We start from the raw sequence: 22,201 nt of genomic DNA on the forward strand, positions 1-22,201 counted from the left end.
TTCAGATCAAGGAACGCGCCGGCCCTCTCACGCACAACGTATTCGTAAATCAATATACGATTAGCAGGAGCACGATCATGGCGTGGCAGGAAAAACTCGACAAGACCCGTGCAGGACTACGCAATCTGAACGCCGCGGTCCCCGAGACGGCACGCGGGTTTGGCGCACTCAGCAAGGCTGTGAAGCAGGATGGCACGCTGGACTACAAGACCAAGGAATTTGTCGCCCTCGGCATTTCGGTCGCGGATCGCTGTGAACCTTGCATCTCGTTGCACATCGAGACGCTGACAAAGCTGGGCGTCACCCGCGAAGAGGTTGCCGAAGTTCTGGGCATGTGCATCCAGATGGGTGGTGGCCCGTCGATGATGTACGCCGCAAAGGCGCTGGAATGCTATGACGAGCTCTGCGCGACCTGAAAAACCGCCGGCTCTCCTCGCCACCAGGATCGCTTGTAGTTCCGCATCGTTTTGGTGCGGCTGGCCCGGCGCGATCCTCTAGAGAGTTGGAATTTTCCTTTTAACAACAGCTCACTCCGCAACTGGTAGGGAAAACCTGCATCACGCCATCGCTGAATCCAGGCTAAACTGTTCGCATTCATTTTGAGTACATTATTGATTTACCGGATTGGAGACCAGCATGGGACGCAGTTGCCGTGAGGTTCAAGAAAGGATTGAAGAAGATATCGAAAAGCCCATCGAGGAGTGGGAAGAACGCCAGGAGGAACGCTGCCGCGAAGAGGAATGTAACTGGTGGCTGCTTTGTCTGAACAAGCTGTTCTGCTGGTTGGTCGTCGTTCTGGTCAAAGTCGTGCGGATCGTGATTGTCACCGTGGTCAAATGGGTGACGCGGGTTGTCTGCACAATCGTGAACGTCATCCTTGACGTGATAGGGTTTCTGATCGGCCTGATCCTGTCGATCCCCATCATCGGCGGCATCATCCGGGCGGTGCTGAACTGGGTGCTCGAGATTTTCTGGCGAATCGTCGGCGTGTTCGAGTTTCTTGGCAGCCTCGCGGGGCTGCGTCTGCGCAAGAAAATGTATTTTGGCGTCATCATCCCGGTGCGCAACGGCACGCCCCTGATGACAGAGGCCGACATTCAGCCCTGGGTCGATACAGCCATCGAAATCTATGACCGGACCTGCAATATCGACCTGCGTTTTACCGGATTTTGCCGCACCCGCATCGCCACGCCCAGCGTGCCGTTTACGGTTGATTGCGGCGCGGGTGGCTTTTTCGCCGATTTCTGGGTGGACGGATCATGGTTCGAATTCACGTCGCGCCTGTGCAAGTTCGAGAGCAACTGGCGCCGGTTCTTTGGCAAGGGCAGCGAAATCATCGTCTTCATCATCGACGGATTCACCGGCAATTCGGTTGGATGCTCGATGTCTGCCACCCATGACTATGTCACCGTGCAGGCGGCCCCCGGACCGTTCCCCGACACCGTGGCGCATGAAATAGGTCATGCCTGCCTGCTCTGGCACATGAGCACCGGTGGCACCAACCTGATGGACACGGGAGGGCGCACGACACCGCAACCGGTCCTGGACCGTCTGCAAATCGCCATGGTCCGCTCCAGCCGCCATTGCACCTATATCTAGCGAGATGCACAGACCATCCGAAACCCGAGCCATGAGGCCAAGATCATGCAGAAAGCCCGCAAACTGACCACCATCGATCACGTCCACCGTTTTCGCAGCTGGCCCTTTTCCGCCAGCAGCGTGAGGCTCGACCTGCCCGACATAGATCCGGGGTTGCAGCAAGCGGTCACCAACCGGATCAATACGCGTCTGGGCGATTGCGGCTGTGGCATTTCCGGGCTTTGCGTGCTGATCAGCCTGATCACGGTCGCCCCGCCCATGGTCTGGGCGGGTGTTGCGGGACGGATCGGCGTACTGCCAATCGCAATCACGCTCCTGGGCATCGCGGTTTTTGCCGCGTTTATCGGCAAGATGCTGGCGGCGCTGCGCCTCTGGCGATCCATCCGCCGGGATCTGGATCGCCTGACCAAGCCGTCTTCGCCTCAGCCGTCTATGCGGATGACTTCGTTGGTCGGATCATAGGGGCTGTCCTGTACAATCTCGGCATCCCAAAGCTGGTTCAACATTCTGACCTTCAGCCTGGTTCCAGGCACTGCAAGTTCGGGCTTTACGTAGCCCATGCCGATGCTCCTGCCAAAACTCACGGAATAGCCCCCCGATGTCAGCCGCCCGACCCGTGTCTCGCCATGGTACAGCGCCTCGCGCCCCCACGGATCAGCATCCGGGGGTCCGTCGATCAGGAGCGTCACGCATTTGCTGCGTATCCCCTTGGCTTCCATCGCCGCCTTGCCGTTGAACGCCTTGTTCAGATCCACAAACCGCGGCAGGTCGGCTTCAAGCGGCGTCGCATCGCGGCCCAGTTCAGTACCGAACGCACGATAGGATTTCTCTTGCCGCAACCAGTTCTGTGCACGCGCACCGACCGGCTTCAGGCCATGTTTCTCTCCGGCCGTCATCAACTGGTCCCACAGGTAGTTCTGCATTTCGATCGGGTGATGCAACTCCCAACCCAACTCACCGGTATAGGCCACCCGGATTGCCCGCACCGGGCACATGCCCAGCTCGATGTTGCGCATCGTCAGCCACGGGAACCGCTTGTTTGACAGAACCGAGACGGGATCCGCATCCTTGACGATCTCGTTCAGCACATCGCGCGTTTTGGGACCGGCAATCGCGAACACGCCCCATTGGGTCGTCACGTCCTGAATCTCGATATAGCCGAATTCTCCGGCCTTCTCAGCCGCCGATTTGCGCAGGAAATCCGCGTCGTAGGCTGTCCAGGCCCCGGCAGAGACCAGATAGTATTCATCCGGCCCCAAACGCACGATGGTGTACTCAGTGCGCGTTGTGCCATGATCGGTCAGCGCATAGGTCAGGTTGATCCGCCCCACCGCAGGCAGCTTGTTACAGGTGAACCAATCTAGAAACGCTGTCGCGCCCGGCCCCTTGACCACATGCTTGGTAAACGCGGTCGCATCGATCAGCCCGACACCTTCGCGGATCGCCTTGGCTTCCTCGACCGCATATTGCCACCAGCCGCCGCGCCGGAAGCTGCGGCTGTCATGGTCGTTGAATCCGTCGGGCGCATAGTAGTTCGGCCGCTCCCAACCGTTCACAAACCCGAATTGTGCACCCAGTGCCTTTTGCCGGTCATAGGCCGGGGCCGTTCGCAGCGGGCGGCAGGCCGGGCGTTCCTCGTCGGGATGGTGCAGGACATAGACGTGGTCGTAGCATTCCTCGTTCTTGCGCGCGGCAAACTCGGTCGTCATCCAGTCGCCGTACCGCTTTGGGTCAAGGCTTGCCATGTCGATCTCGGCCTCGCCATCGACCATCATCTGCGCCAGATAGTAGCCCGTGCCGCCCGCCGCCGTGATGCCAAAACTGAACCCTTCCGCCAGCCACATGTTGTGCAGACCCGGCGCAGGCCCCACCAGGGGGTTGCCGTCGGGCGTGTAACAGATCGGCCCGTTGAAGTCGTCCTTCAGCCCACTTTCTTCGCAGGACGGAACCCGGTGGATCATCGCCATATACTGCTCTTCGATCCGCTCCAGATCGAGCTGGAACAGATCGGCGCGGAAACTGTCGGGCACGCCATGTTCAAACCGCGCAGGGGAGTTCTTTTCGTACACCCCGAGGATCCAGCCGCCCCGCTCTTCGCGGACATAGCTTTGCGCATCGGCGTCGCGGATAACGGGGTGTTCCGGATGATCCTTGCGAAACTCCACGAGCGCCGGATCCTGCTCCATCACAATAAATTGGTGCTCCACCGGGATCGCAGGCATCTTGATGCCCAGCATTTTTGCAGTGCGCTGCGCGTGGTTGCCAGAGGCGGTCACGACATGTTCCGCCGTAATCACGACCTGCTCGTCACTCGGCACCAGGTTGCCACCCTTTTCGACCATCTTGGTCGCGGTCACTTCCCAGGCGTCCCCGGTCCAGTGAAACGCATCCGCCTGCCACTTGCGTTCGATCATCACGCCGCGCTGCCGCGCCCCCTTGGCCATCGCCATCGTCACGTCGGCCGGGTTAATGTAACCGTCGGTGTCGTGATACAGCGCACCCTTCAGATCCTCGGTGCGGATCAGGGGCCAGCGTGCCTTGATCTCGTCGGGCGTCAGGAACACGTAGGGCACACCACAGGTCTCGGCGGTACTGGCATAGAGCATGTATTCATCCATACGCTCCTGCGTCTGTGCCATCCGCAGGTTGCCGACCACGGCAAAGCCTGCGTTCAAACCGGTCTCGGCCTCAAGCGTCTTGTAGAACTCGACCGAGTACTGGTGAATATGGGTCGTGGCGAATGACATGTTGAAGAGCGGCAGCAACCCAGCCGCATGCCAGGTCGATCCGGACGTCAGCTCATCCCGCTCCAACAGCATGACATTGTCCCACCCGGCCCTTGCCAGATGATAGGCGATCGAGGTTCCGACGGCTCCGCCGCCCACGACCAAAGCTTTGACATGCGTCTTCATCGGACCTCTCCCCGGATCGAGTCTTGTTCTGATCGGTTTATGCATGTCCGCCGCGTGCCGCGCCAAGTCCATCCGACGCAAATCCGCGCAAAACCGACCTCACCCCAAAGAACCGCGTTGCAGCATGTCCATGGCAACACGCCCGGGCGGGGTTCGATGCCCCGCCCGGGCGTTTCCCCATTCAGGGTTTCGGGTGATCGTCCCATTCATCAGACAGGATTCGGCGGCTGTCTCCCTCCGGGTCGTCATACTGATTTGACCGCACCGTATAGACAAAGCCAACGAGGCCAATGGCACCCAGCGTCAGGGAAATCGGGATCAGATATGTCAGAATGGTCATCCCGTCACCTCAGCCGCAGCGCGTTCAACGACACGGTGATCGAACTGGCCGACATGGCCAGGGCCGCGATCAGCGGTGTCGCCAGCCCCGCCACCGCCAGCGGTACGGCAATCACGTTGTAGACCGTCGCAATGCGGAAATTCTCGCGGATGCGCTTCGTCGCCTTCTCTGCGACCTCACAAGCCTCCGCAATCGGTGCGAGGTCCCGCCCCAACAACACGATATCCGACGCCACCCGCGCCGCATCCAGCGCACTGGCGGGTGAGATTGACACATCCGCCGCCGCCAGAGCCGCCGTATCATTCAATCCGTCACCGACCATCAGGACCTTGTGGCCCGCCTTGCCCAGGGCCGCAATCCGGGCCGCCTTGTCCTCTGGGAGGGCCTCGGCCTCCCACGTTCCGATATGCAACGTCTCGGCCAGCCGCCTCACAGCCCCGGTCGCATCGCCGGAGATCAGCAGCACGTCCTTGCCCGCCTCCTGAAGTGCGCGCACCGCATCGGCGGCACCCGGGCGCAACGCATCTGTGAACAGGAATGCCCGCGGCACAGACGCACCGACCGACAACCAGACCGCCGTTTGTTCCCCCTGGTCTGCGCCAACCCAGCCCGCACGCCCCAACCGCACAGCTTGTCCGTGCCAGTTCCCCTCGATGCCGTATCCCGGCACCTCGGTCACATCCTGAACCTCGGCGGGTATGATCCCCGCCTCCTGCCCCGCACCTGCCAAAGAAACAGACAGCGGATGCGCCGATGCGCCCGCAAGGGCCAGTGCAATCTCCAGTTCACGACGAGAGAATTCACCGAGATTGGTCAGTTCCGGCGTGCCGGCCGTCAGTGTGCCGGTCTTGTCGAACATCACCGTATCGATCTGCGCCAGCCGCTCCAGCGCGGTCGCGTGTTTGATCAGCATACCTTTCTTGAACAACCGTCCCGACGCCGCCGTCGTCACCGCAGGAACCGCCAGTCCCAGCGCGCAAGGGCATGTGATGATCAGCACCGCAGCCGCGATGTTCAACGCCACCCGCAAATCACCGGACCAAAGATACCAGCCCACGAAGCTGAGACCCGCAAGAATATGCACGCCCGGCGCATAGAGCTTGGCCGCCGCATCCGCCAGCGACGTATAGCGTGACCGGCCCGATTCCGCGATCGCCAGGAGATCCGCCATGCGATGCAGCGACGTATCCTCACCCACCGCACTGGCGCGGATGGTCAATGGCCCGGTCAGGTTTACCTCGCCTGCACTCACCGCCAGCCCCGGTTCCGCAAAAACCGGCAAGGTCTCGCCTGTCAGCAACGATCGGTCCAGTTCGGACCGCCCGTCAACCACCGCGCCATCCGCCGGCATCCGACCGCCTGGACGTACCAGAACGAGATCGCCAACCGCCAGGTCCGCGACCGCGACTTCCTGCTCAACCCCATCGATCACCCGGACCGCGCGCGGCACTTCCAGCGCGGCAAGTTCCTGCGCCGCAGATCTCGCGATGGCCCGGGTTCGGTAGTCCAGATAGCGCCCCGCCAGCAGGAAAAACGTCAACGCCAAGGCGGCATCAAAATAGGCATGTTCACCCGACAGCGTGGTTTCCCAAAGCGACGTTGCCAGCGCCAGCACAATCGCCAGCACAATCGGCACATCCATGTTCAGGCGCCGAACCGACAGTGCCTCCCACGCATTGCGGAAAAACGGCTGTGCAGAATAGGCAATCGCCGGCAAGGTGATGACCGCCGAAATCCAGTGGAACAGGTCCCGCGTCGCATCTGTCGCCCCGGACCAGACCGAAACCGACAGAAGCATCACGTTCATCGAGGCGAAACCGGCGACCGCCAGACGGATCAGCAGGTCGCGCCCCGCCTTGTCCGATTGGGTCGCGCTCAGCGCGCCCGGATCCAGTTCGTGCGCCTCATACCCGAGGCCCGCCAGAACCGGGATCAGATCGTCCGCACTCAACCCGGCATCCGCGTCGATCATTGCGCGCTTCAGGGTCAGGTTGACCCGCGCATCTTTCACTCCGGGATGGGCGTTCAGCCCGCGCTCCACCGCCGAGATACAGGCCTGGCAATGAATGGTCGGCAACGATAACGCGATCCGCGCATCCTTTGGTCCCTCGCGCACGGCCTCTGCCGGGGCGGCAAGGCAGCCGGGGCAGGCTGCTGCGGTGGGAGGGCGCGCCTGGGCCGTCATCTCGCGCTACCCCTGAACGTGCAGGATCACACGCTGCGTGAATTCTGTTCCGTTTGCCGCCCGCGCCACCAGCCGTATGTTCCAGTTGCCCCTGGCCAGATCAACCGGTGCGACATAGGATGTCCCATCAAATTCGAACGCTGGCTCGATGTCGTCCTTGATCTGTGTCGCGCGCCCCACGATCGCCGACAGTTTTGCAACTTCGACCGGTGCGCCGTCTTCGTCTGTGATCGACAGAAACACCTGCCCGTCGCGCGCGTCCGCATAGACCGACCAACCCAGGGCCTGCTGCGCCGCCAGCCGGTTGTTGAACTGCTGGCTGGCAACATAGGAATTGCTGACTTCGAGCCCCGGAAAGGTCCGCACCGCATTCCAGGCCAGCGCCAGGTTCACGCCAATGATCACCGCAAATGCCCCGACGAACAATACGGCGGCGTGTTTTCCGGTGAACTCCCTCTGCGCCATCGCTCAGTTCTCCTTGCCGTTAAACGTGCTGTCGCGATAGGCGCGATCCCCGTTGCTCATGTCCTCGATCCAGAACCGGATGTCCGTGTGCTCGCTGTTGGACGGGCCGGACGCCTCTGGCGACACCACGTATACACGCTGAAGGAAGGCCGTGTCAGCCGGAACCAGAACCGTTTCGGTCGGTGTTCCCTCAAGTTGAACACGCAGCGTCGGATCACCGGTCACGGACACCCGGAACTCACGATCCTCGCCATTCTTGTTGCGCAGACGCACGTCATAGGTATTGCGGATCGATCCATCCGACATGGTCACATAGGTCGGGTTGCGGATTGGCGCCACTGTCATCTCGATATCCTGCCGGATGAACAACGCGAACATCAGCCCGAACCCGACCAGAGACCACAGCGCGGTGTACAAGATGGTTCGGGGCCGCAGAATGTGCTTCCAGATGTTCTTGGGCGGCTCGCCACTGCGTTCTGCCACTTCGTCCGACACAGCCATATAGTCAATCAGCCCGCGCGGTTTGCCAATCTTGGCCATGATGTCATCGCAGGCATCGATACACAGAGCGCAGGTGATGCACTCCATCTGCTGTCCGTCGCGAATATCGATGCCGACCGGACACACGTTCACGCAGGCCATACAGTCAATACAATCGCCTTGTGGTGCACCCGCCTTGGCCTCGTCCGAATTCTTGCGCGGTTCGCCCCGCCATTCCCGATAGCCGACCACCAGCGTGTCTTCGTCCATCATCGCCGCCTGAATCCGGGGCCACGGGCAGGCATAGATACAGATCTGCTCGCGGGCGAATCCTCCGAAAAAGAATGTCGTCACGGTCAGGATCCCCACGGTCGTATAGGCCACCGGATGCGCATTCAGTGTCACGAGATCGCGCAGCAGCGTTGGCGCGTCGGCAAAATAGAACACCCAGGCCCCGCCGGTCGCCAACCCGATCAGCAGCCAGACGGTCCACTTGGTCAAGCGCAGCCGGACCTTGCGAAAATCCATCTTTTTCTGGCGATGCAGCCGCAGACGGGCGTTGCGATCACCTTCAATCCATCGCTCTACCAATATGAAAAGGTCGGTCCAGACCGTTTGAGGACAGGCATACCCGCACCAGACCCGCCCCAGAGCGGACGTAAACAGGAACAGCCCCAGCCCGGCCATGATCAGCAACCCGGCGACAAAATAGAATTCATGCGGCCAGATTTCGATCCAGAAGAAATAGAACCTCCGATTCGCAAGATCCAGAAGCACCGCCTGATCCGGCAGGCTCGGGCCGCGATCCCAGCGGATCCAGGGCGTGATATAGTAGATACCGAGGGTCACCGCGAGGATGATCCACTTCAGATTACGGAACACCCCGGATACACGCTTGGGAAAAATCGGCTCCCTCGCGGCGAAAAGACTGGGTGCTGGTTCGGGTTTGCTCACGGAGTCGCTCCGATTCTGGGCCTCGTTCTCTGGCCTTGTCACAGATGCCACGCATTCAAACTTTGATGTGGGTCAAAAGCGCATCATACATTCATATTTTCTGTATAATCAGTTTTCTGCGGATTTCATATCGTGGCAGTGTGTCACTGTTCTATTCACTCCGATGACCTATTTTCTCCACCGGTTTTTCCCACGAAGCGTCTAGTTTCTTTGCCGCCGCAGCCAGCGGACAAAAGCCTTGGCATGCGGGCGCAGCACTCCGGGGCGTGTGACGATGTGATAGGCGGACGGTGCGTCCGAGAACAGTTCTACCAGCCGTCCGGCACGCAAATCCGGTTCCACAAAGTCGCGCACGACAACAGACACCCCCTGCCCGTCCCTTACCGCGTCCAGCAACAGGTTCCCCGGCATCTGTACGCGCCCCCCGACAATGCCCCGGCTGACGCCTTTGGAACGCAGCCACTGGCTCGACTCGCTGGTGCCCAATTCCTCGAGCCAGGGAAAATCCGCGAGATCGCGCGGATCCGCGATCACCTTGCCCCGCAACAGCGACGGCGCGGCAACAACAACCAGATGTGACTCCAGCAGCGGTTCTGACACCAGACCGGGCCATTCGCCCATTCCGTGCCGCAGAGCCACATCTATTCCGCCCGGCGACAGCGCCACGACGGTCGCACTTGGATCAAGCATCAGGTCGATTTCCGGATGCGCCGTGCGAAACCCGTGCAGTCGCGGCATCAGCCATTGTGCCGCGAAAGTTGGCGTAGTCGAGATATGCAGCGGGCGCACGGCATCTTCTGCGGAAAGTTCCTGCACCGCCGTGCCAATGGCCCCGAAACCAAGCGTTACAGCATCTGCCAACCTCTGTCCCTGTTCGGTCAACACCAATGCCCGTCCCGACCTGTCCAGCAGCGGGGTATCCAGATGGGCCTCTAACCCGCGCAAATGTTGGCTGATCGCGGCGTGGCTGACATTGAGTGCCGCTCCGGCCCTGGTCACGGACCCGGTCTGCGCAAAGGCTGAAAAGGCGCGCAACATCGACAGCGGAGGCATCTCAAGCCAGTTCATATGTAATCCATGCTTACAGAACGAATTTTTTCCTGAGTCGCAAATTTCGCCTCGATGGTCAAGGATCGGGACATCGCAATCATCCAATGCAGGACAGTGACATGCTCAACATCTACGCCCACAGCTTCATGACAGCTGCACGCACCGAGACCACGAAACTCTACGATGCACCCGCCAAAAAGCCCACCAAACGCCGCTGGCTCCCCGCAGGGCATTGGTGGCTGCGCCCCAGCCGCTGTGTGGACCTTGACAAGCTTTGAGGTCCGGCAAGGGTGGGCACTCCAGCACCCGCCCTTGTCCCTCAGTCATTCCGTGAACAGCAACCGAAAGACCAGCCACAACAACTGAGCGCCATTATCGAATGACTCCAGTGGAAAGATCGGGGTGCAACGAGCTGTAGGAGCTACGGTACCGCCATTGCCCCAGCTATCGGTCGCGATCGGAGAGGCACCGCAACAGTAGCGGTGGCAGGCCCGGCGTTCCCGCGCCCTGCACTCCGGTCATGCCGATGTTCATATCCAGCAAGCAACCTTGGGTGCCGCTACATCCGGACAGTCCCATCTCTTGAAAGATCTCTCGAAGTTTGAAGATGTCTGGCCGCACTCTGCGATCTGGCGACAAGACGCCTTGTTCAGAGAGGGTACCCTAGCCAGCAAAGCGCGTGGCGCGTGCGGGTCACGCTGAACGCGGAGCGTCCTAGGGGGCGCCATACCGATCTCTCGCCTGCCTGAATGACAGCAGCCGGCGGTCTTGTTCGTCCCAGAGGTGCAGCCGACTGCAGGCAAAGCTCTCAGCCAGGGTCATTCTGTTCATGCTGGTCAAAATCGTGTGATCGCGCAGCACCTCTGTCAGACGATAAAACGGGATGCGGCTATAAAGGTGATGCACATGGTGTACGCCAATATTGGCCGAGAACCAGCGCAGCACAGTGGGCAGGTCATAGAACGAACTGCCATGCAGCGCCGAATGGTGCAATTGCCAGTCTTCGTCGTCGTTCCAGTTGGTATCTTCAAACTGGTGCTGAATGTAGAACAACCAGACACCGATCGATGCGGCAATCAAGGTCGTCGGGAAGAACACAAGCAATACCGGCTCCAGCCCACCGAAATAGAAAATCACGGCAATGATTGCTGCGATTGCCAGATTGGTGCCCATGGCGCTGGTCCAGTATCGCCAGCCAGCTCCCATCAATCCGATGGGCAACCGGTTTTGCAGGAAGAAGATGTAGCTTGGTCCCAGCCCGAACAGCGTGAACGGATGTCGATACAGACGATAGTGGAATTGCCACAGTGGTGACAGCGCCTGATATTCCGCCACGGTCAGCGTATGTACATCCCCGATGCCGCGCCGCGACAGGTTCCCCGCAGCCGAATGATGCATCGAATGTGTTCGGCGCCATACATAATAGGGCGTCAATGTAAGCACACCCAGAACGCGGCCGACCCAGTCGCTGGCCATGCGGTTACTAAAAAATGCCCCATGGCCGCAATCATGCTGAATTGCAAAAAGCCGTACCAGGAACCCGGCGTTCAGAATGGAAATCGCGAGCGTCAGCCAATAGCTGACTGACAACGACCACCAGGCCAGCGCCCAAAGCAGAACAAACGGAACGAAGGTCACCGCGAGTTCGAACAGGCTACGCCACAGCTGCGGTTCACGGTATTTCGACAAGGCTTGTACCCACTCACGCGGGCTCTTGTCGGTTTGACCTTGGGGTTGGCTGGACTCGGTACTGCTCATGCGCCTGCTTTTTGTCTTTTCTCACGCACCCGGATAAAGGTTCGCAGCCACATGGCAAGAGGAATCCGCGTAGATCGTGTTCATGTAGTGGAAAACACGGGCCCCGGGCCGGTGCGGGTTCATGGATTTCCGATTGAGAGGAATCGTTTCACCCACCATAAGGGTACCGGCCTTTCAGGAAACGCGCGAACAGATCGAAAGGCCGGTACCGCGCTCCCGAGCAGCAAAGGTCGCTCGGGAGTGTCTCGTTGTCTTCTATTCGCCGCCGCCCAACTGGTGGACATAGATGGCCACGGCACGAATCTGCGCTTCGCTCAGACGGTCGGTCCAGGGGGGCATCACCCCAAAGCGGCTGTAGGTCACCGTGTCGGTCAACGAGGCGTAGTCACCGCCATAGAGCCAGATGGCATCTGTAAGGTTGGGCGCACCCTGCTCGCGATCACCGCCGCCATCTTCGCCGTGACAGGCCGCACAGTTGTCGGCAAAGACCTCTGCACCCGCCGCGACCTTGGACGCATCCTCAGGCGTGCCTGAAAGCGACATCACATAGTTCACAACCTCGTCAACCTGCGCGGGTTCGAGAATCTCGTCGCGACCAAAGGCGGGCATCTCGGAATAGCGCGCGTCCTCATCGACTTCGTTGCGAATGCCGTGCGAAATCGTGTTGTAGATCGATTCGATGTCACCGCCCCAAAGCCAGTCATCATCAAGCAGGTTGGGATAGCCTTTTGCCCCCGCCGCGCCGGAACCGTGACACTGCGCGCACCAGGTGCGGAACACGGCACCACCGGCCGAGACCGCATAGGTGTCCAGCTCCGCGTTATCGGCAATCGACGTGAGCGCAACTTCCACCAGTTGGGTGTTGATCGATGCATTGCCTTCTTCAACCTCGGCGATCTGAGCAGTCACCTCTCCTCGCGAGGACCAGCCCAGAACTCCGGCGGTCGCGCTGTTGATCATGGGCCAGGCCGGATAGGCGATCGTGTAGGCAATTGCCCAGATGATGCAGGCATAGAGTGACCAAAGCCACCATCGCGGCATCGGGTTGTCGAATTCCTCGATCCCGTCCCAGCTATGGCCGGTTGTATTCGGATCGTCGTCGAACTTCTTGGATTTCTTGGTCATTTCCGCGCCTCCTCGGATGTGGCGGGTTTGTCCTCGTTACGGAACGGAATGTTGGACGTGTCCTCGTAGGTTTTCGTGCTGCCGGGTCGGAACACCCACAGGACGATCCCGACGAAAAAGACGAACAGGAACAAGAGCATCCAACTGTCAGCGATCTGGCGCAGCAGAGTATAGATTTCCATCATCCCCTCCTAGCGGCTGGCATCTGGGGTGAAGGTCGAAAAGTCGACCAGCGTACCCAGCATCTGCAGATAGGCGATCAGCGCGTCAGCTTCGGAAATGCCGGGCTGGCCATCGAAATTGCGCACCTGCGCCCCCGGATACCGTTCCAGCATTGCATCATAGTCGCTGTCCGGATCGGCCTGCGCCCTGAAGTCGACGGCGGCGTTCTCGATCATCTCGTCGGAATATGGAACCCCAACAAGGCGATGGGTCTCGATCAGGTCCTCGATATGGGTCGGCTCGATCAACTTGCGCTCGAGAAAGCCGTACTTCGGCATGACCGATTCCGGCACCACGGCCTGCGGATCACGCAGGTGGTCTACATGCCAGTCGTCCGAATACCGGCCACCGACCCGCGCCAGATCAGGTCCGGTCCGCTTGGACCCCCACTGAAACGGATGATCATACATCGACTCTGCGGCAAGGCTGTAGTGGCCGTACCGTTCGACCTCGTCTCGCATCGCCCGGATCATCTGGCTGTGGCAGACATAACAGCCTTCGCGAATATAGACATCGCGCCCCGTCAGTTCGAGCGGCGAATAGGGCCGCATGCCTTCCACTTTCTCGATGGTGTTCTCCAGATAGAACAGAGGAACGATCTGGACGAGTCCCCCGATTGTCACGACCAGAAAGCTGAAGATCAGCAAGAGCGTCGCGTTGGTTTCAAGGAACTTGTGCTTGTCTAGAATTGCCATGCTTCTGGCCTCCTTATTCGGCCGGAATTGCTGTGGCGCCGACGGCTTCTTTGGCCGGAGCGGACCGCACAGTCATCCACAGGTTATAGCACATGATGACGGCACCGCTGAGGAACATGACCCCGCCCAGTCCACGCACCACATACATCGGGAATTTGGCGGCAACCGTGTCGGCGAACGAGTTCACGAGGAAACCGTTTGCATCCACTTCGCGCCACATCAGGCCTTCCATGATGCCGGTCACCCACATCGATGCCGCGTAAAGTACGATTCCGATAGTCGCGAGCCAGAAGTGCCAGGACACAAGGCTCAGCGAATACAACCGCTCACGCTTCCACAGCACCGGAACCAGATAGTAGAGCGCGCCAAAAGTGATCATGCCGTTCCAGCCCAAGGCGCCGGAATGCACGTGACCAATGGTCCAGTCGGTGTAATGCGACAGCGCGTTCACCGCCCGGATCGACATCATCGGCCCCTCGAAGGTGGACATGCCGTAGAAACCGACCGAAATCACCATCATCCGGATCACCGGGTCGGTGCGCAACTTGTCCCATGCGCCGGAAAGCGTCATCAGGCCATTGATCATGCCACCCCAGGACGGCATCCAGAGCACGATAGAGAATACCATGCCAAGCGTCGTCGCCCAGTCAGGCAGAGCCGTATAATGCAGGTGGTGCGGTCCGGCCCAGATATACAGGAAGATCAGCGCCCAGAAGTGGATGATCGACAGCTTGTAGGAAAACACCGGGCGTTCGGCCTGTTTCGGGATGAAATAGTACATCATGCCCAAAAAGCCTGCGGTCAGGAAAAAGCCCACGGCGTTATGGCCATACCACCACTGGGTCATGGCATCCTGAACACCCGAGAACACCTGGACAGACTTTGAGCCCCAGATCGAGACCGGGATCGACAGGTTGTTGACAATGTGCAGCATTGCCACGGTGACGATGAAGGCCAGATAAAACCAGTTGGCGACGTAGATATGCGGTTCCTTGCGCTTGACCAGCGTCCCCAGAAACACCGCCAGATAGGCCACCCAGACGACGGTCAGCCACAGGTCAACGTGCCATTCCGGCTCGGCATATTCCTTGGACTGAGTCGACCCGAGCAAATACCCGGTCGCGGCCAGCACGATGAAAAGCTGATACCCCCAGAACACGAACCAAGCGAGATTGCCGCCCCACAGCCGCGCGGCGCTGGTGCGTTGCACGACAAAGAACGAGGTTGCGATCAGGGCGTTGCCGCCAAATGCAAAAATCACCGCTGATGTGTGCAGCGGACGTAGTCTGCCGAAATTCACATAGCCCTGCGCCCAGTCAAAGTTGAGCTGCGGAAAGGCAAGCTGAAACGCGATGATCACACCAACGAGGAATCCGACAACACCCCAAAGGGCCGTGGCAACAACGCCTGCGCGAATGACCGAATCGAAATACTCAGTCTGCAGCGCGGCAGCTGGTGCAGGTTCGTCCGTGCGGCGCACAGTGTGAAGGAACAGCCCACCGGCCACGAGCATCACGATGATGCCATGGACCATGTAAGCCGCATCTCGCGCGTAGTTGGTCGCGATCATCGCTATCAGCGTGACCAGACCAAGCACGACAAGCTTGATATAGTTCGACATTTTTCGTCCCTTTGGTCATGCCCACACGATTCGCTTGCCGCGCGGACGGAATTTAGGCTGGCTGCTTGATGCAAAACGGCGCCGGGGCCCGCATTGATCTGCATCAATACAACCAGATGGGTTCTGTGACAGTGCTCAAGCTACACCATCTCGGCGGCAAGACCAGCCGCTGACATCAAAAAAACGAGGTCCAAATGGCTTATAAATCGCTGCTGACCGTTCTGACCGGTGTAGAGGATGCTGATCCGGCACTCCGACAGATCATTGCGCTGGCGGGAACGCAGGATGCACATGTCGAAGCCTTGTGCCTGGGTGTGGATCGAACGCAAACCGGATACTACTACGCGGGTGCCAATGCACTGGTTTTGCAGGAGACTTTGACCCGCGCCAACACCGAAGCCGCCGAGATTCTGGCCCACGCCAGCGATGTGCTTGGCAAGTCCGGGGTTCGTTGGTCGGCTGATGACGGGGTTGCGCAACTCGCCGATCTCGGGCGCCACGTAGCGCATCGGGCCCGGTTTTCGGATCTGGTCGTTTTGCCGCGCCCCTACGGCGACAACCACGGGGCAGAGGCGGAGCCGATTGTCGAAGCGGCTCTGTTCGAGGGACATGCACCGGTACTGGTGGTGCCGGACGATGGCGAACCCATCGCAGCGCCCAAGAACATCATGGTGGCCTGGAACCAAAGCGTGGAGGCACTTCGCGCGATCCGCCGCGCGCTGCCGTTCCTGCGCGGTGCCGACCTTGTCCGCATCGTTGTCATCGACCCACCGATACATGGCCCGGAACGCTCCGATCCCGGCGGGATGCTGGCGCAAATGCTCGCGCGCCATGGCGTCACCTGCGAAATCGACGTCCTCAGCAAGACAATGAACCGTGTGTCGGACGCCCTGAATCGCCATGCGGTTGATACCTCTTCCGACCTGATGGTGATGGGCGCCTACGGCCATTCGAGGTTTCGCGAGGCGATTCTCGGCGGAGCGACCCGCAACATGCTGGAACAGTCCAAGATCCCGGTCTTCATGGCCCATTGACCCGAAACGTGAAACTGCGAACGGGTCTGCCTGTTCCATGGAGGAACGCAGCGCCAGCGCCCCATTTTCCGGATGGGACGCTGGTCATGGTCAGGCCTTGCGTATCAGGCCGATGACAAACAGCAGGATTACCGCCCCTATGGTGGCGTGAAAGATCGAGGCAATTACACCGCCACCCACGGCAAATCCGAGTGCCGGAAAGATCAGCCCGGCGACAAACGCGCCGACGACACCAACGATGATGTTGCCGATCACGCCAAACCCCCGTCCCTTCATCAGTTTTCCGGCAATCCAACCGGCAATGGCCCCGATCAGGATCATTGCAATAATGCTGCTAAACTCCATCGTCATGTCCTCGCGTTACGTCTTGCGGATAGGTTGGCACCAAGTGCCCATCCCTGCAACCCGTGCGAGCATCAGGGGTGAACGTAACGCATGCCCTGGAACTCTGCGCGCAATTCGCGGGTGCGCACCGCGGTCGCTTGGGGATCATTCCCGATCAACCCCTCTGCAATCAACGCCGCCAGACGGGGTGCCTCCGCGGGCGTCACGCCTCTGCGCACCAGTTCCGGCGTGCCAATACGCAACCCGTTCATGTCGCCGGAAACCTCCGCAATGGGCAACCCGATGCCGCAGGCCAGGAAACCTGCCTTGCGCAGTGTCTTTGATGCGGCCTGACCACCGCCAAACCGCGCGGCCTCGACCGCAAACTGATGCGACCGCGTCGCGCCGTTGGCGGTTTCAAAAACCGGCAGGCCAAGCGCTGCCAACTCGGCCGCCAGCGTCTGCGCCAGATCGAGCATCGCTTGCGCGTAATCGGTGCCAAAATCGATCCAGTCCAGCATGGTCAAGGCCAGCGCCGCCGATTTTGCAGCGTCAAAGTTTGCCGTCATGCCCGGAAAGGCAATTGCATCCAGCCGCAGCGCGATCTCTGCATCATCGGTCACGATCAGCCCGCCAGCCGGGCCGCCAAGGCTCTTGTAGGTGCTCATCGTCATCAGATGCGCGCCTTCTTTCAACGGGTTGGACCAGACACCACCGGCAATGATCCCGCATTGATGCGCGGCGTCGAACAGGACCTTGGCGCCGACCTCATCCGCGATTGCCCGGATCTCTCGCACCGGATGCGGCAACAGGTTGAGGCTGCCACCGATGGTGATCAGCTTTGGCCGCACCTGCCGCGCCAATTCGCGCAGCGCATCCAGATCAACAGTGTATCCATCTGCATTTACCGGCGCGGGATGGGTGGTCAGCCCATACAACCCCGCGCAGCCATCCGCATGATGGGTGACATGCCCACCCACCGACGCAGGCGGCGCGATGATCGCATCCCCGGGCGAGGTCAACGCCATGAAGGCGTAGAGATTAGACTGCGCCCCGGACGCCACCCGAATCTCGGCAAAGGCCGTGTCAAACACCCGAGCCGCCAGCTCGGCGGCAATCACCTCGATCTCCTCGATCGCCTCAAGCCCCATCTCGTATTTGTCACCAGGGTAGCCCAGCGACGGGCGACTGCCGAGACCGGCGGCTAGCACCGCTTCGGCCCGTGGATTCATCACGTTGGTGGCCGGGTTCAGGTTAAAGCACTCGACATCGTGGATATGCCGGTTCTGCCTGACCAGCGTGTCGATACGGGCCGCAACCTCCGTAGCGGAGGCTTTCGTCAGGCTGAGCGCGATGTCCTGCACCCGTGTTTCACAATGGGTCGGAACCCAGGGCCGATGGGCAAGATTGGTCATCTGATGTTCCCTTTTTCTTTGCACGACCACAAACCATCGCGACAACTTGTGCGCAAATCACTATTTCAAAAAATTAGGGCTGACCCATATCCTGCGGGCCTTCCGTCACCGACCGATCAAAACGCTCCACAGACATGGCGGCGGTGCCCTGCACATGTCGAGCCTGCGACCTGCGCGCGAATCCAGCCCGGTCAGCGGTGTCGCAGACTGGCTGCGGGCCTGCGGATCAGATCAGCCGTAAAACCCGCCGTCGCTGTCATCGCCGGCGACATCCATCAATCGGCCGAGATCGGGCACGATGACATGACGTTTGCCTTTCAACTCGATGATTCCGTCCTTGCGCAACGCCGACATTTGCCGGCTCACGGTTTCCAGGGTAAGACCTAGGTAATCCGCCATTGCCTCGCGCGTCAGGGGCAGGTCAAATACCATCGAACCACTTGGCCCATCCGGCGTGAGCGATGCGTGCCGTCGCCCGATGATGCAGAGCAGGCTGGCAATCTTTTCCCGTGCAGTCTTGCGCCCCAGAACAAGCATCCACTCCCGTGCCGCGTCCAGTTCATCCAGCGTCATTTCCAGCAACCGATGCGCAATATGTGGCGTCTCGTTCATCATGGTTTCAAACGGAGTCTTGCGGAAACAGCACATCACGATATCGGTCGTCGCTACCACGTCATAAGGCGCGCCATTGCGGCCCGGACGGCCGACAAAATCCGACGGGAGCAACAGGCCAACCATTTGCGTGCGCCCGTCTTCCATCGTCTGCGTCAGGGTCGCCACACCGGATACGACCGAACCGACGAAATCCATCTTGTCACCCGACCAGATGATCGTCTGCCCCGCCTCGAAGCTGCGGTAGTACTTGATCTCTTCCAGCCGTTTGAGCTCGTCCGCCTCGCATCTTGCGCAGACGGCCTTGTGGCGTATGGGGCATTCGGCGCAATGCGGGGCAAGCTTGTGTCTTGGCACGTTCATATCATGTCTCTTGGCGTGTACTTTGCGGCCCAATTGATCTGTGTCAAGGATCAGGCCAGTAGACGCGATCTAGCGTATCCTCATGATACCGAAATCACAATTGGCCAAGCTGGGACTCTTTGACGCCAAAGTGCCCCGCTATACCAGCTACCCGACCGCGCCACAGTTCAGCAATGACGTGGGCCCGGACACGTTTGCCAGGTGGATCTCGCTGATACCTGAGGACGGCTCGATCTCGCTCTATGTGCATGTGCCGTTCTGTCGGCGACTGTGCTGGTTCTGCGCCTGCCGCACCCAGGGCACGCAAAGCGAGTCTCCCGTGCTTGCTTATCTCGAGACATTGAAATCCGAGCTTCTCCTGCTGAAACGGCATCTCCCACAGGGCGTGACGCTGTCGCGCCTGCATTGGGGCGGTGGCACGCCCACGTTGCTCAGCCCGGCGATGATCACGGACCTTGCCGGAGCCATTGCCGATGTCGCGCCGCTGGGTCCGAAGGCGGAATTCTCGGTCGAGATTGATCCCAATGAACTGGATGCGCCACGGCTGGATGCGCTTGCCGCAGCAGGAATGAACCGGGCCTCGATCGGCGTGCAGGATTTCGACGACACGATCCAGCAGACAATCGGGCGCATTCAGGGTTATGACATTACTCGCGAGGCGGTCGACATGATCCGCGATCGTGGCATTGCCAGCCTGAATGCCGATATCCTGTTCGGCCTTCCCCACCAGACGCAGGCCCGGATGACCGAGAGCGTGCAGAAGTTGCTGTCGCTCACCCCGGACAGGGTCGCGCTCTATGGGTATGCCCATGTGCCGTGGATGGCGAAACGACAGCAGTTGATCCCGTCAGACGCGCTGCCAACGCCGCAAGAGCGGCTGACACTGTTTGAGACCGCGCAAAAACTGTTCCTATGGGATCACTACGCGGAAATTGGCATCGACCATTTTGCCACCAAGGAAGATGGGTTGACCCGCGCGCAGCAACTCGGTCGGTTGCGGCGCAATTTCCAGGGCTATACCGACGATACGTCCGATGTCCTGATCGGCATCGGTGCCTCCTCGATCTCGCGCTTTCCCCAGGGGTTTGCACAGAATGCGCCGGCGACCTCGGCCCATACGGGCAAGATCCGCGCCGGATCGTTCTCGACCTCGCGTGGCCACCAGTTTTGCGACCAGGACGCCATGCGCGCCCGGATGATCGAGAGCCTGATGTGTGATTTCCGAATCGATGGCAGCGAGATCACCCGCCGCTTTGGCATCAGTCAGCGTGAGATCGGCGAGATGTTTGGCAAGGCTCAAGGCGAGTTTCCCGATATCCTGACCGTTACGGACAATTCCCTGACCATTCCTCAGGAGGCTCGCTCGCTCACCCGCATGGTCGCACGCAGCTTTGACGCCTATGACCTCAGCAAGGCAGGCCACAGCTCCGCGATCTGAAGGGCCGCGCAGGAGTCGTCACTGCCCCGGTGTCATCGTCAACTTTTGCAACAACGCGGTGATATGCCCGGCGGGCACGCCCAGGTTCGAGCCTCCAAATTCCGGAATGATGGCGGTGTTCACCGCCACAACCTTGCCATCAACGCTCAGCACCGGCCCCCCGCTGCCGCCATGTGTGGTTTCGGCATCATAGACAACGGTCGTCTCGGTCGCCTGACCGACGATCCCCCGACTGGCAAGCGGAGCGATCAGCTTTGCCGCCGCCAACCGCTCCGCCACGACCCAGAACCCGGTTTCTCCTGCTTCCTTCAGGTCTTGCACAAAGGTCGATCCGGATTGCGCCAGCATCGACATCAGCCCGGTGGGATAGCCCATCACGATCACCTCGTCCCCCGGCGCGGGGGTCTCGGCTGCCAGTTCAAGGCCGGGCACACCGGCACTCCGATCCATCGCCAGGACTGCCAGATCCATACTGTCGCTCAGCGCTAACAGGGACAGCGTGACTGGCGTCGGCTGGGACGGGAAATAGGCTATGAATCGCGTCGTCACGGGTTCCATCCCGTCGCCGCCTGCACGTGCGCCGGATCCCCAAGGCTCGGCGACATGGCGGTTGGTTATCAGGAGATCGCGCCCGGCCAGAACGAACCCCGTTCCGTTGAACTGCACCTCGGCAACATCACCAGTGCCCGACAGGGACAGATAGGGCTGGCCGTTGGGCAGATGCACGGGCATCCCGCCCTGCCCCAGCACGTGGCGCAGCATCGCGCCGGTTTCCTTGTGACGCAGGCTGTATCCGCCCTGTAGAAACGCCACCGAAGATGCCGCCGTGGAGATCACCCGCCGACTGGCCCCGCTTTGGGCTTCAAGTGCACGCAATCGTTCGGCATTGGTTGTCAGCCGCTCGCCCAATTCACTCTGCAGGGCGGCAAGATCGCCCGGCCGGATGCTTTCCCGCCGTGCCTCGGCCAGCGCTGTAGCCACGGCATCGATCTGAACCGTTCCTGATTCGAGTTGTGCGCGAATAGTCTGATCGGCGCGATGTTGCAGAAAGAGCGCATAAGCCAGCACCCCCAGACTCAGAACCACAAGCGCGCGAAAGACGATCGAGGTATCCCGTGCCAGCCGGCGCACCAGATCGGCAGCGGCAAAGCCAAGCCTGCGATGCAGCGGGCGGCGGCTGGTCCGGACATAGCACAGGACGTCATCGAATATCTCGCCCACGGTCAGACCCGGTCCGTGGCTGTCGTCATACAGGCGAAAGCGCGACAGCGGCCCGGTTTCGCCAAACTCGATCACGTCGCCATACCGCAGGGCGGCCGATTGCACCGGCTGCCCGTTCACCCAGAGCTGCGGTGTTCCGACCGCTTCGATTTCATAGGTGCTGCCGACGCGCCTGAAACGAGCAATCGCATTGGGGTCGCTCTGATCCGGATCGGTTTCGACAAAAACCAGCCGGTTGTCGGACAACAGGCAGGCATCCACGGCCCGCGCCGTGACCCACGAGAGCTTTCCACGCCTCGGCCCGGTCAGATGCTCCAACGCGGCGGCATTCCAATGTTCCGGATCGGGTGACATGGCAGCAGCCTAGCACGATACACGCCAAAATTCA

The 22,201-nt window shown here is 60.3% G+C and carries 21 protein-coding genes; 6 read left to right on the forward strand and 15 right to left on the reverse strand.

The genetic code is table 11. The annotated features are described in order from the left end of the window. Positions 1 to 77 precede the first annotated feature (77 nt). The 3 genes from QO231_RS03080 to QO231_RS03090 all read left to right on the forward strand — a co-directional run bounded on the left by QO231_RS03080 (position 78) and on the right by QO231_RS03090 (position 2,061). Positions 78 to 416, forward strand: coding sequence for a carboxymuconolactone decarboxylase family protein (locus QO231_RS03080; protein WP_316773248.1), 339 nt, complete (start codon positions 78 to 80; stop codon positions 414 to 416). Between the two features lie 220 nt (positions 417 to 636). Beyond that, on the forward strand, positions 637 to 1,599 hold the full coding sequence (locus QO231_RS03085) for a hypothetical protein (protein WP_316773250.1): 963 nt from the start codon (positions 637 to 639) through the stop codon (positions 1,597 to 1,599). A 45-nt stretch (positions 1,600 to 1,644) separates the two neighbouring features. Then, on the forward strand, positions 1,645 to 2,061 hold the full coding sequence (locus tag QO231_RS03090; protein ID WP_316773252.1) for a hypothetical protein: 417 nt from the start codon (positions 1,645 to 1,647) through the stop codon (positions 2,059 to 2,061). On the opposite strand, the gene QO231_RS03095 is transcribed toward QO231_RS03090, so the two are convergent. The 6 genes from QO231_RS03095 to QO231_RS03120 all read right to left on the reverse strand — a co-directional run bounded on the left by QO231_RS03095 (position 2,022) and on the right by QO231_RS03120 (position 10,003). Next, positions 2,022 to 4,511 (reverse strand): GcvT family protein, encoded by a 2,490-nt coding sequence (locus QO231_RS03095; protein WP_316773253.1) that lies wholly within the window; start codon positions 4,509 to 4,511, stop codon positions 2,022 to 2,024. The genes QO231_RS03090 and QO231_RS03095 overlap by 40 nt on opposite strands. 181 nt (positions 4,512 to 4,692) lie before the next feature. Beyond that, positions 4,693 to 4,851, reverse strand: a complete 159-nt coding sequence (gene ccoS, locus QO231_RS03100; protein ID WP_316773254.1) for a cbb3-type cytochrome oxidase assembly protein CcoS — start codon at positions 4,849 to 4,851, stop codon at positions 4,693 to 4,695. A 4-nt stretch (positions 4,852 to 4,855) separates the two neighbouring features. Continuing rightward, positions 4,856 to 7,036 (reverse strand): heavy metal translocating P-type ATPase, encoded by a 2,181-nt coding sequence (locus QO231_RS03105; RefSeq protein ID WP_316773256.1) that lies wholly within the window; start codon positions 7,034 to 7,036, stop codon positions 4,856 to 4,858. A gap of 6 nt (positions 7,037 to 7,042) precedes the next feature. Next, entirely contained in the window at positions 7,043 to 7,501 is a 459-nt protein-coding gene (locus QO231_RS03110) for a FixH family protein (protein ID WP_316773257.1), read from the reverse strand. Between the two features lie 3 nt (positions 7,502 to 7,504). Further along, on the reverse strand, positions 7,505 to 8,935 hold the full coding sequence (gene ccoG, locus QO231_RS03115; RefSeq protein WP_316773258.1) for a cytochrome c oxidase accessory protein CcoG: 1,431 nt from the start codon (positions 8,933 to 8,935) through the stop codon (positions 7,505 to 7,507). 201 nt (positions 8,936 to 9,136) lie between these two features. Further along, positions 9,137 to 10,003 (reverse strand): LysR family transcriptional regulator, encoded by an 867-nt coding sequence (locus QO231_RS03120; protein WP_316773260.1) that lies wholly within the window; start codon positions 10,001 to 10,003, stop codon positions 9,137 to 9,139. A 101-nt stretch (positions 10,004 to 10,104) separates the two neighbouring features. On the opposite strand from QO231_RS03120, the gene QO231_RS03125 reads away from it, so the two are divergent. After that, positions 10,105 to 10,263: a hypothetical protein gene (locus QO231_RS03125; protein WP_316773261.1), complete on the forward strand. Its 159-nt coding sequence runs from the start codon at positions 10,105 to 10,107 to the stop codon at positions 10,261 to 10,263. 436 nt (positions 10,264 to 10,699) lie between these two features. On the opposite strand, the gene QO231_RS03130 is transcribed toward QO231_RS03125, so the two are convergent. The 5 genes from QO231_RS03130 to ccoN all read right to left on the reverse strand — a co-directional run bounded on the left by QO231_RS03130 (position 10,700) and on the right by ccoN (position 15,406). Further along, the gene (locus QO231_RS03130; RefSeq protein ID WP_316773263.1) at positions 10,700 to 11,743 is read right to left on the reverse strand and encodes a fatty acid desaturase; all 1,044 of its coding nucleotides are present in this window, start codon (positions 11,741 to 11,743) and stop codon (positions 10,700 to 10,702) included. Between the two features lie 255 nt (positions 11,744 to 11,998). Continuing rightward, positions 11,999 to 12,868, reverse strand: a complete 870-nt coding sequence (gene ccoP, locus QO231_RS03135; protein WP_316773265.1) for a cytochrome-c oxidase, cbb3-type subunit III — start codon at positions 12,866 to 12,868, stop codon at positions 11,999 to 12,001. Further along, positions 12,865 to 13,050, reverse strand: coding sequence for a cbb3-type cytochrome c oxidase subunit 3 (locus QO231_RS03140; RefSeq protein WP_316773267.1), 186 nt, complete (start codon positions 13,048 to 13,050; stop codon positions 12,865 to 12,867). Before QO231_RS03140 ends, ccoP begins: the two co-directional genes overlap by 4 nt. Before the next feature lie 9 nt (positions 13,051 to 13,059). Further along, positions 13,060 to 13,785: a cytochrome-c oxidase, cbb3-type subunit II gene (ccoO, locus tag QO231_RS03145; protein ID WP_316773268.1), complete on the reverse strand. Its 726-nt coding sequence runs from the start codon at positions 13,783 to 13,785 to the stop codon at positions 13,060 to 13,062. A gap of 13 nt (positions 13,786 to 13,798) precedes the next feature. Further along, positions 13,799 to 15,406: a cytochrome-c oxidase, cbb3-type subunit I gene (gene ccoN / locus QO231_RS03150; RefSeq protein ID WP_316773270.1), complete on the reverse strand. Its 1,608-nt coding sequence runs from the start codon at positions 15,404 to 15,406 to the stop codon at positions 13,799 to 13,801. A 194-nt stretch (positions 15,407 to 15,600) separates the two neighbouring features. Between ccoN and QO231_RS03155 the strand changes: the two genes are divergently transcribed. Beyond that, on the forward strand, positions 15,601 to 16,440 hold the full coding sequence (locus tag QO231_RS03155) for a universal stress protein (protein WP_316773272.1): 840 nt from the start codon (positions 15,601 to 15,603) through the stop codon (positions 16,438 to 16,440). Between the two features lie 90 nt (positions 16,441 to 16,530). Here the strand turns inward: QO231_RS03155 and QO231_RS03160 are convergent, their stop codons facing one another. The 3 genes from QO231_RS03160 to fnrL all read right to left on the reverse strand — a co-directional run bounded on the left by QO231_RS03160 (position 16,531) and on the right by fnrL (position 19,154). Beyond that, complete coding sequence (locus QO231_RS03160; protein ID WP_316773274.1) at positions 16,531 to 16,785, reverse strand: GlsB/YeaQ/YmgE family stress response membrane protein; 255 nt, start codon at positions 16,783 to 16,785, stop codon at positions 16,531 to 16,533. A 71-nt stretch (positions 16,786 to 16,856) separates the two neighbouring features. Then, positions 16,857 to 18,179 (reverse strand): serine hydroxymethyltransferase, encoded by a 1,323-nt coding sequence (locus QO231_RS03165; protein ID WP_316773276.1) that lies wholly within the window; start codon positions 18,177 to 18,179, stop codon positions 16,857 to 16,859. A 231-nt stretch (positions 18,180 to 18,410) separates the two neighbouring features. Then, positions 18,411 to 19,154 carry a transcriptional regulator FnrL gene (gene fnrL, locus QO231_RS03170; RefSeq protein ID WP_316773278.1) on the reverse strand — a complete coding sequence of 248 codons (744 nt, stop codon included), beginning with the start codon at positions 19,152 to 19,154 and terminating at the stop codon, positions 18,411 to 18,413. Between the two features lie 82 nt (positions 19,155 to 19,236). Between fnrL and hemN the strand changes: the two genes are divergently transcribed. Beyond that, on the forward strand, positions 19,237 to 20,592 hold the full coding sequence (gene hemN, locus QO231_RS03175) for an oxygen-independent coproporphyrinogen III oxidase (protein WP_316773280.1): 1,356 nt from the start codon (positions 19,237 to 19,239) through the stop codon (positions 20,590 to 20,592). Between the two features lie 18 nt (positions 20,593 to 20,610). Here hemN and QO231_RS03180 read toward each other — a convergent pair whose 3' ends face one another. Continuing rightward, entirely contained in the window at positions 20,611 to 22,167 is a 1,557-nt protein-coding gene (locus QO231_RS03180) for a trypsin-like peptidase domain-containing protein (RefSeq protein WP_316773282.1), read from the reverse strand. Positions 22,168 to 22,201 lie beyond the last annotated feature (34 nt).

Origin of the sequence: Sedimentitalea todarodis, assembly GCF_032595355.1 — a bacterium.
Classification (GTDB): Bacteria; Pseudomonadota; Alphaproteobacteria; order Rhodobacterales; family Rhodobacteraceae; genus Sedimentitalea; species Sedimentitalea todarodis.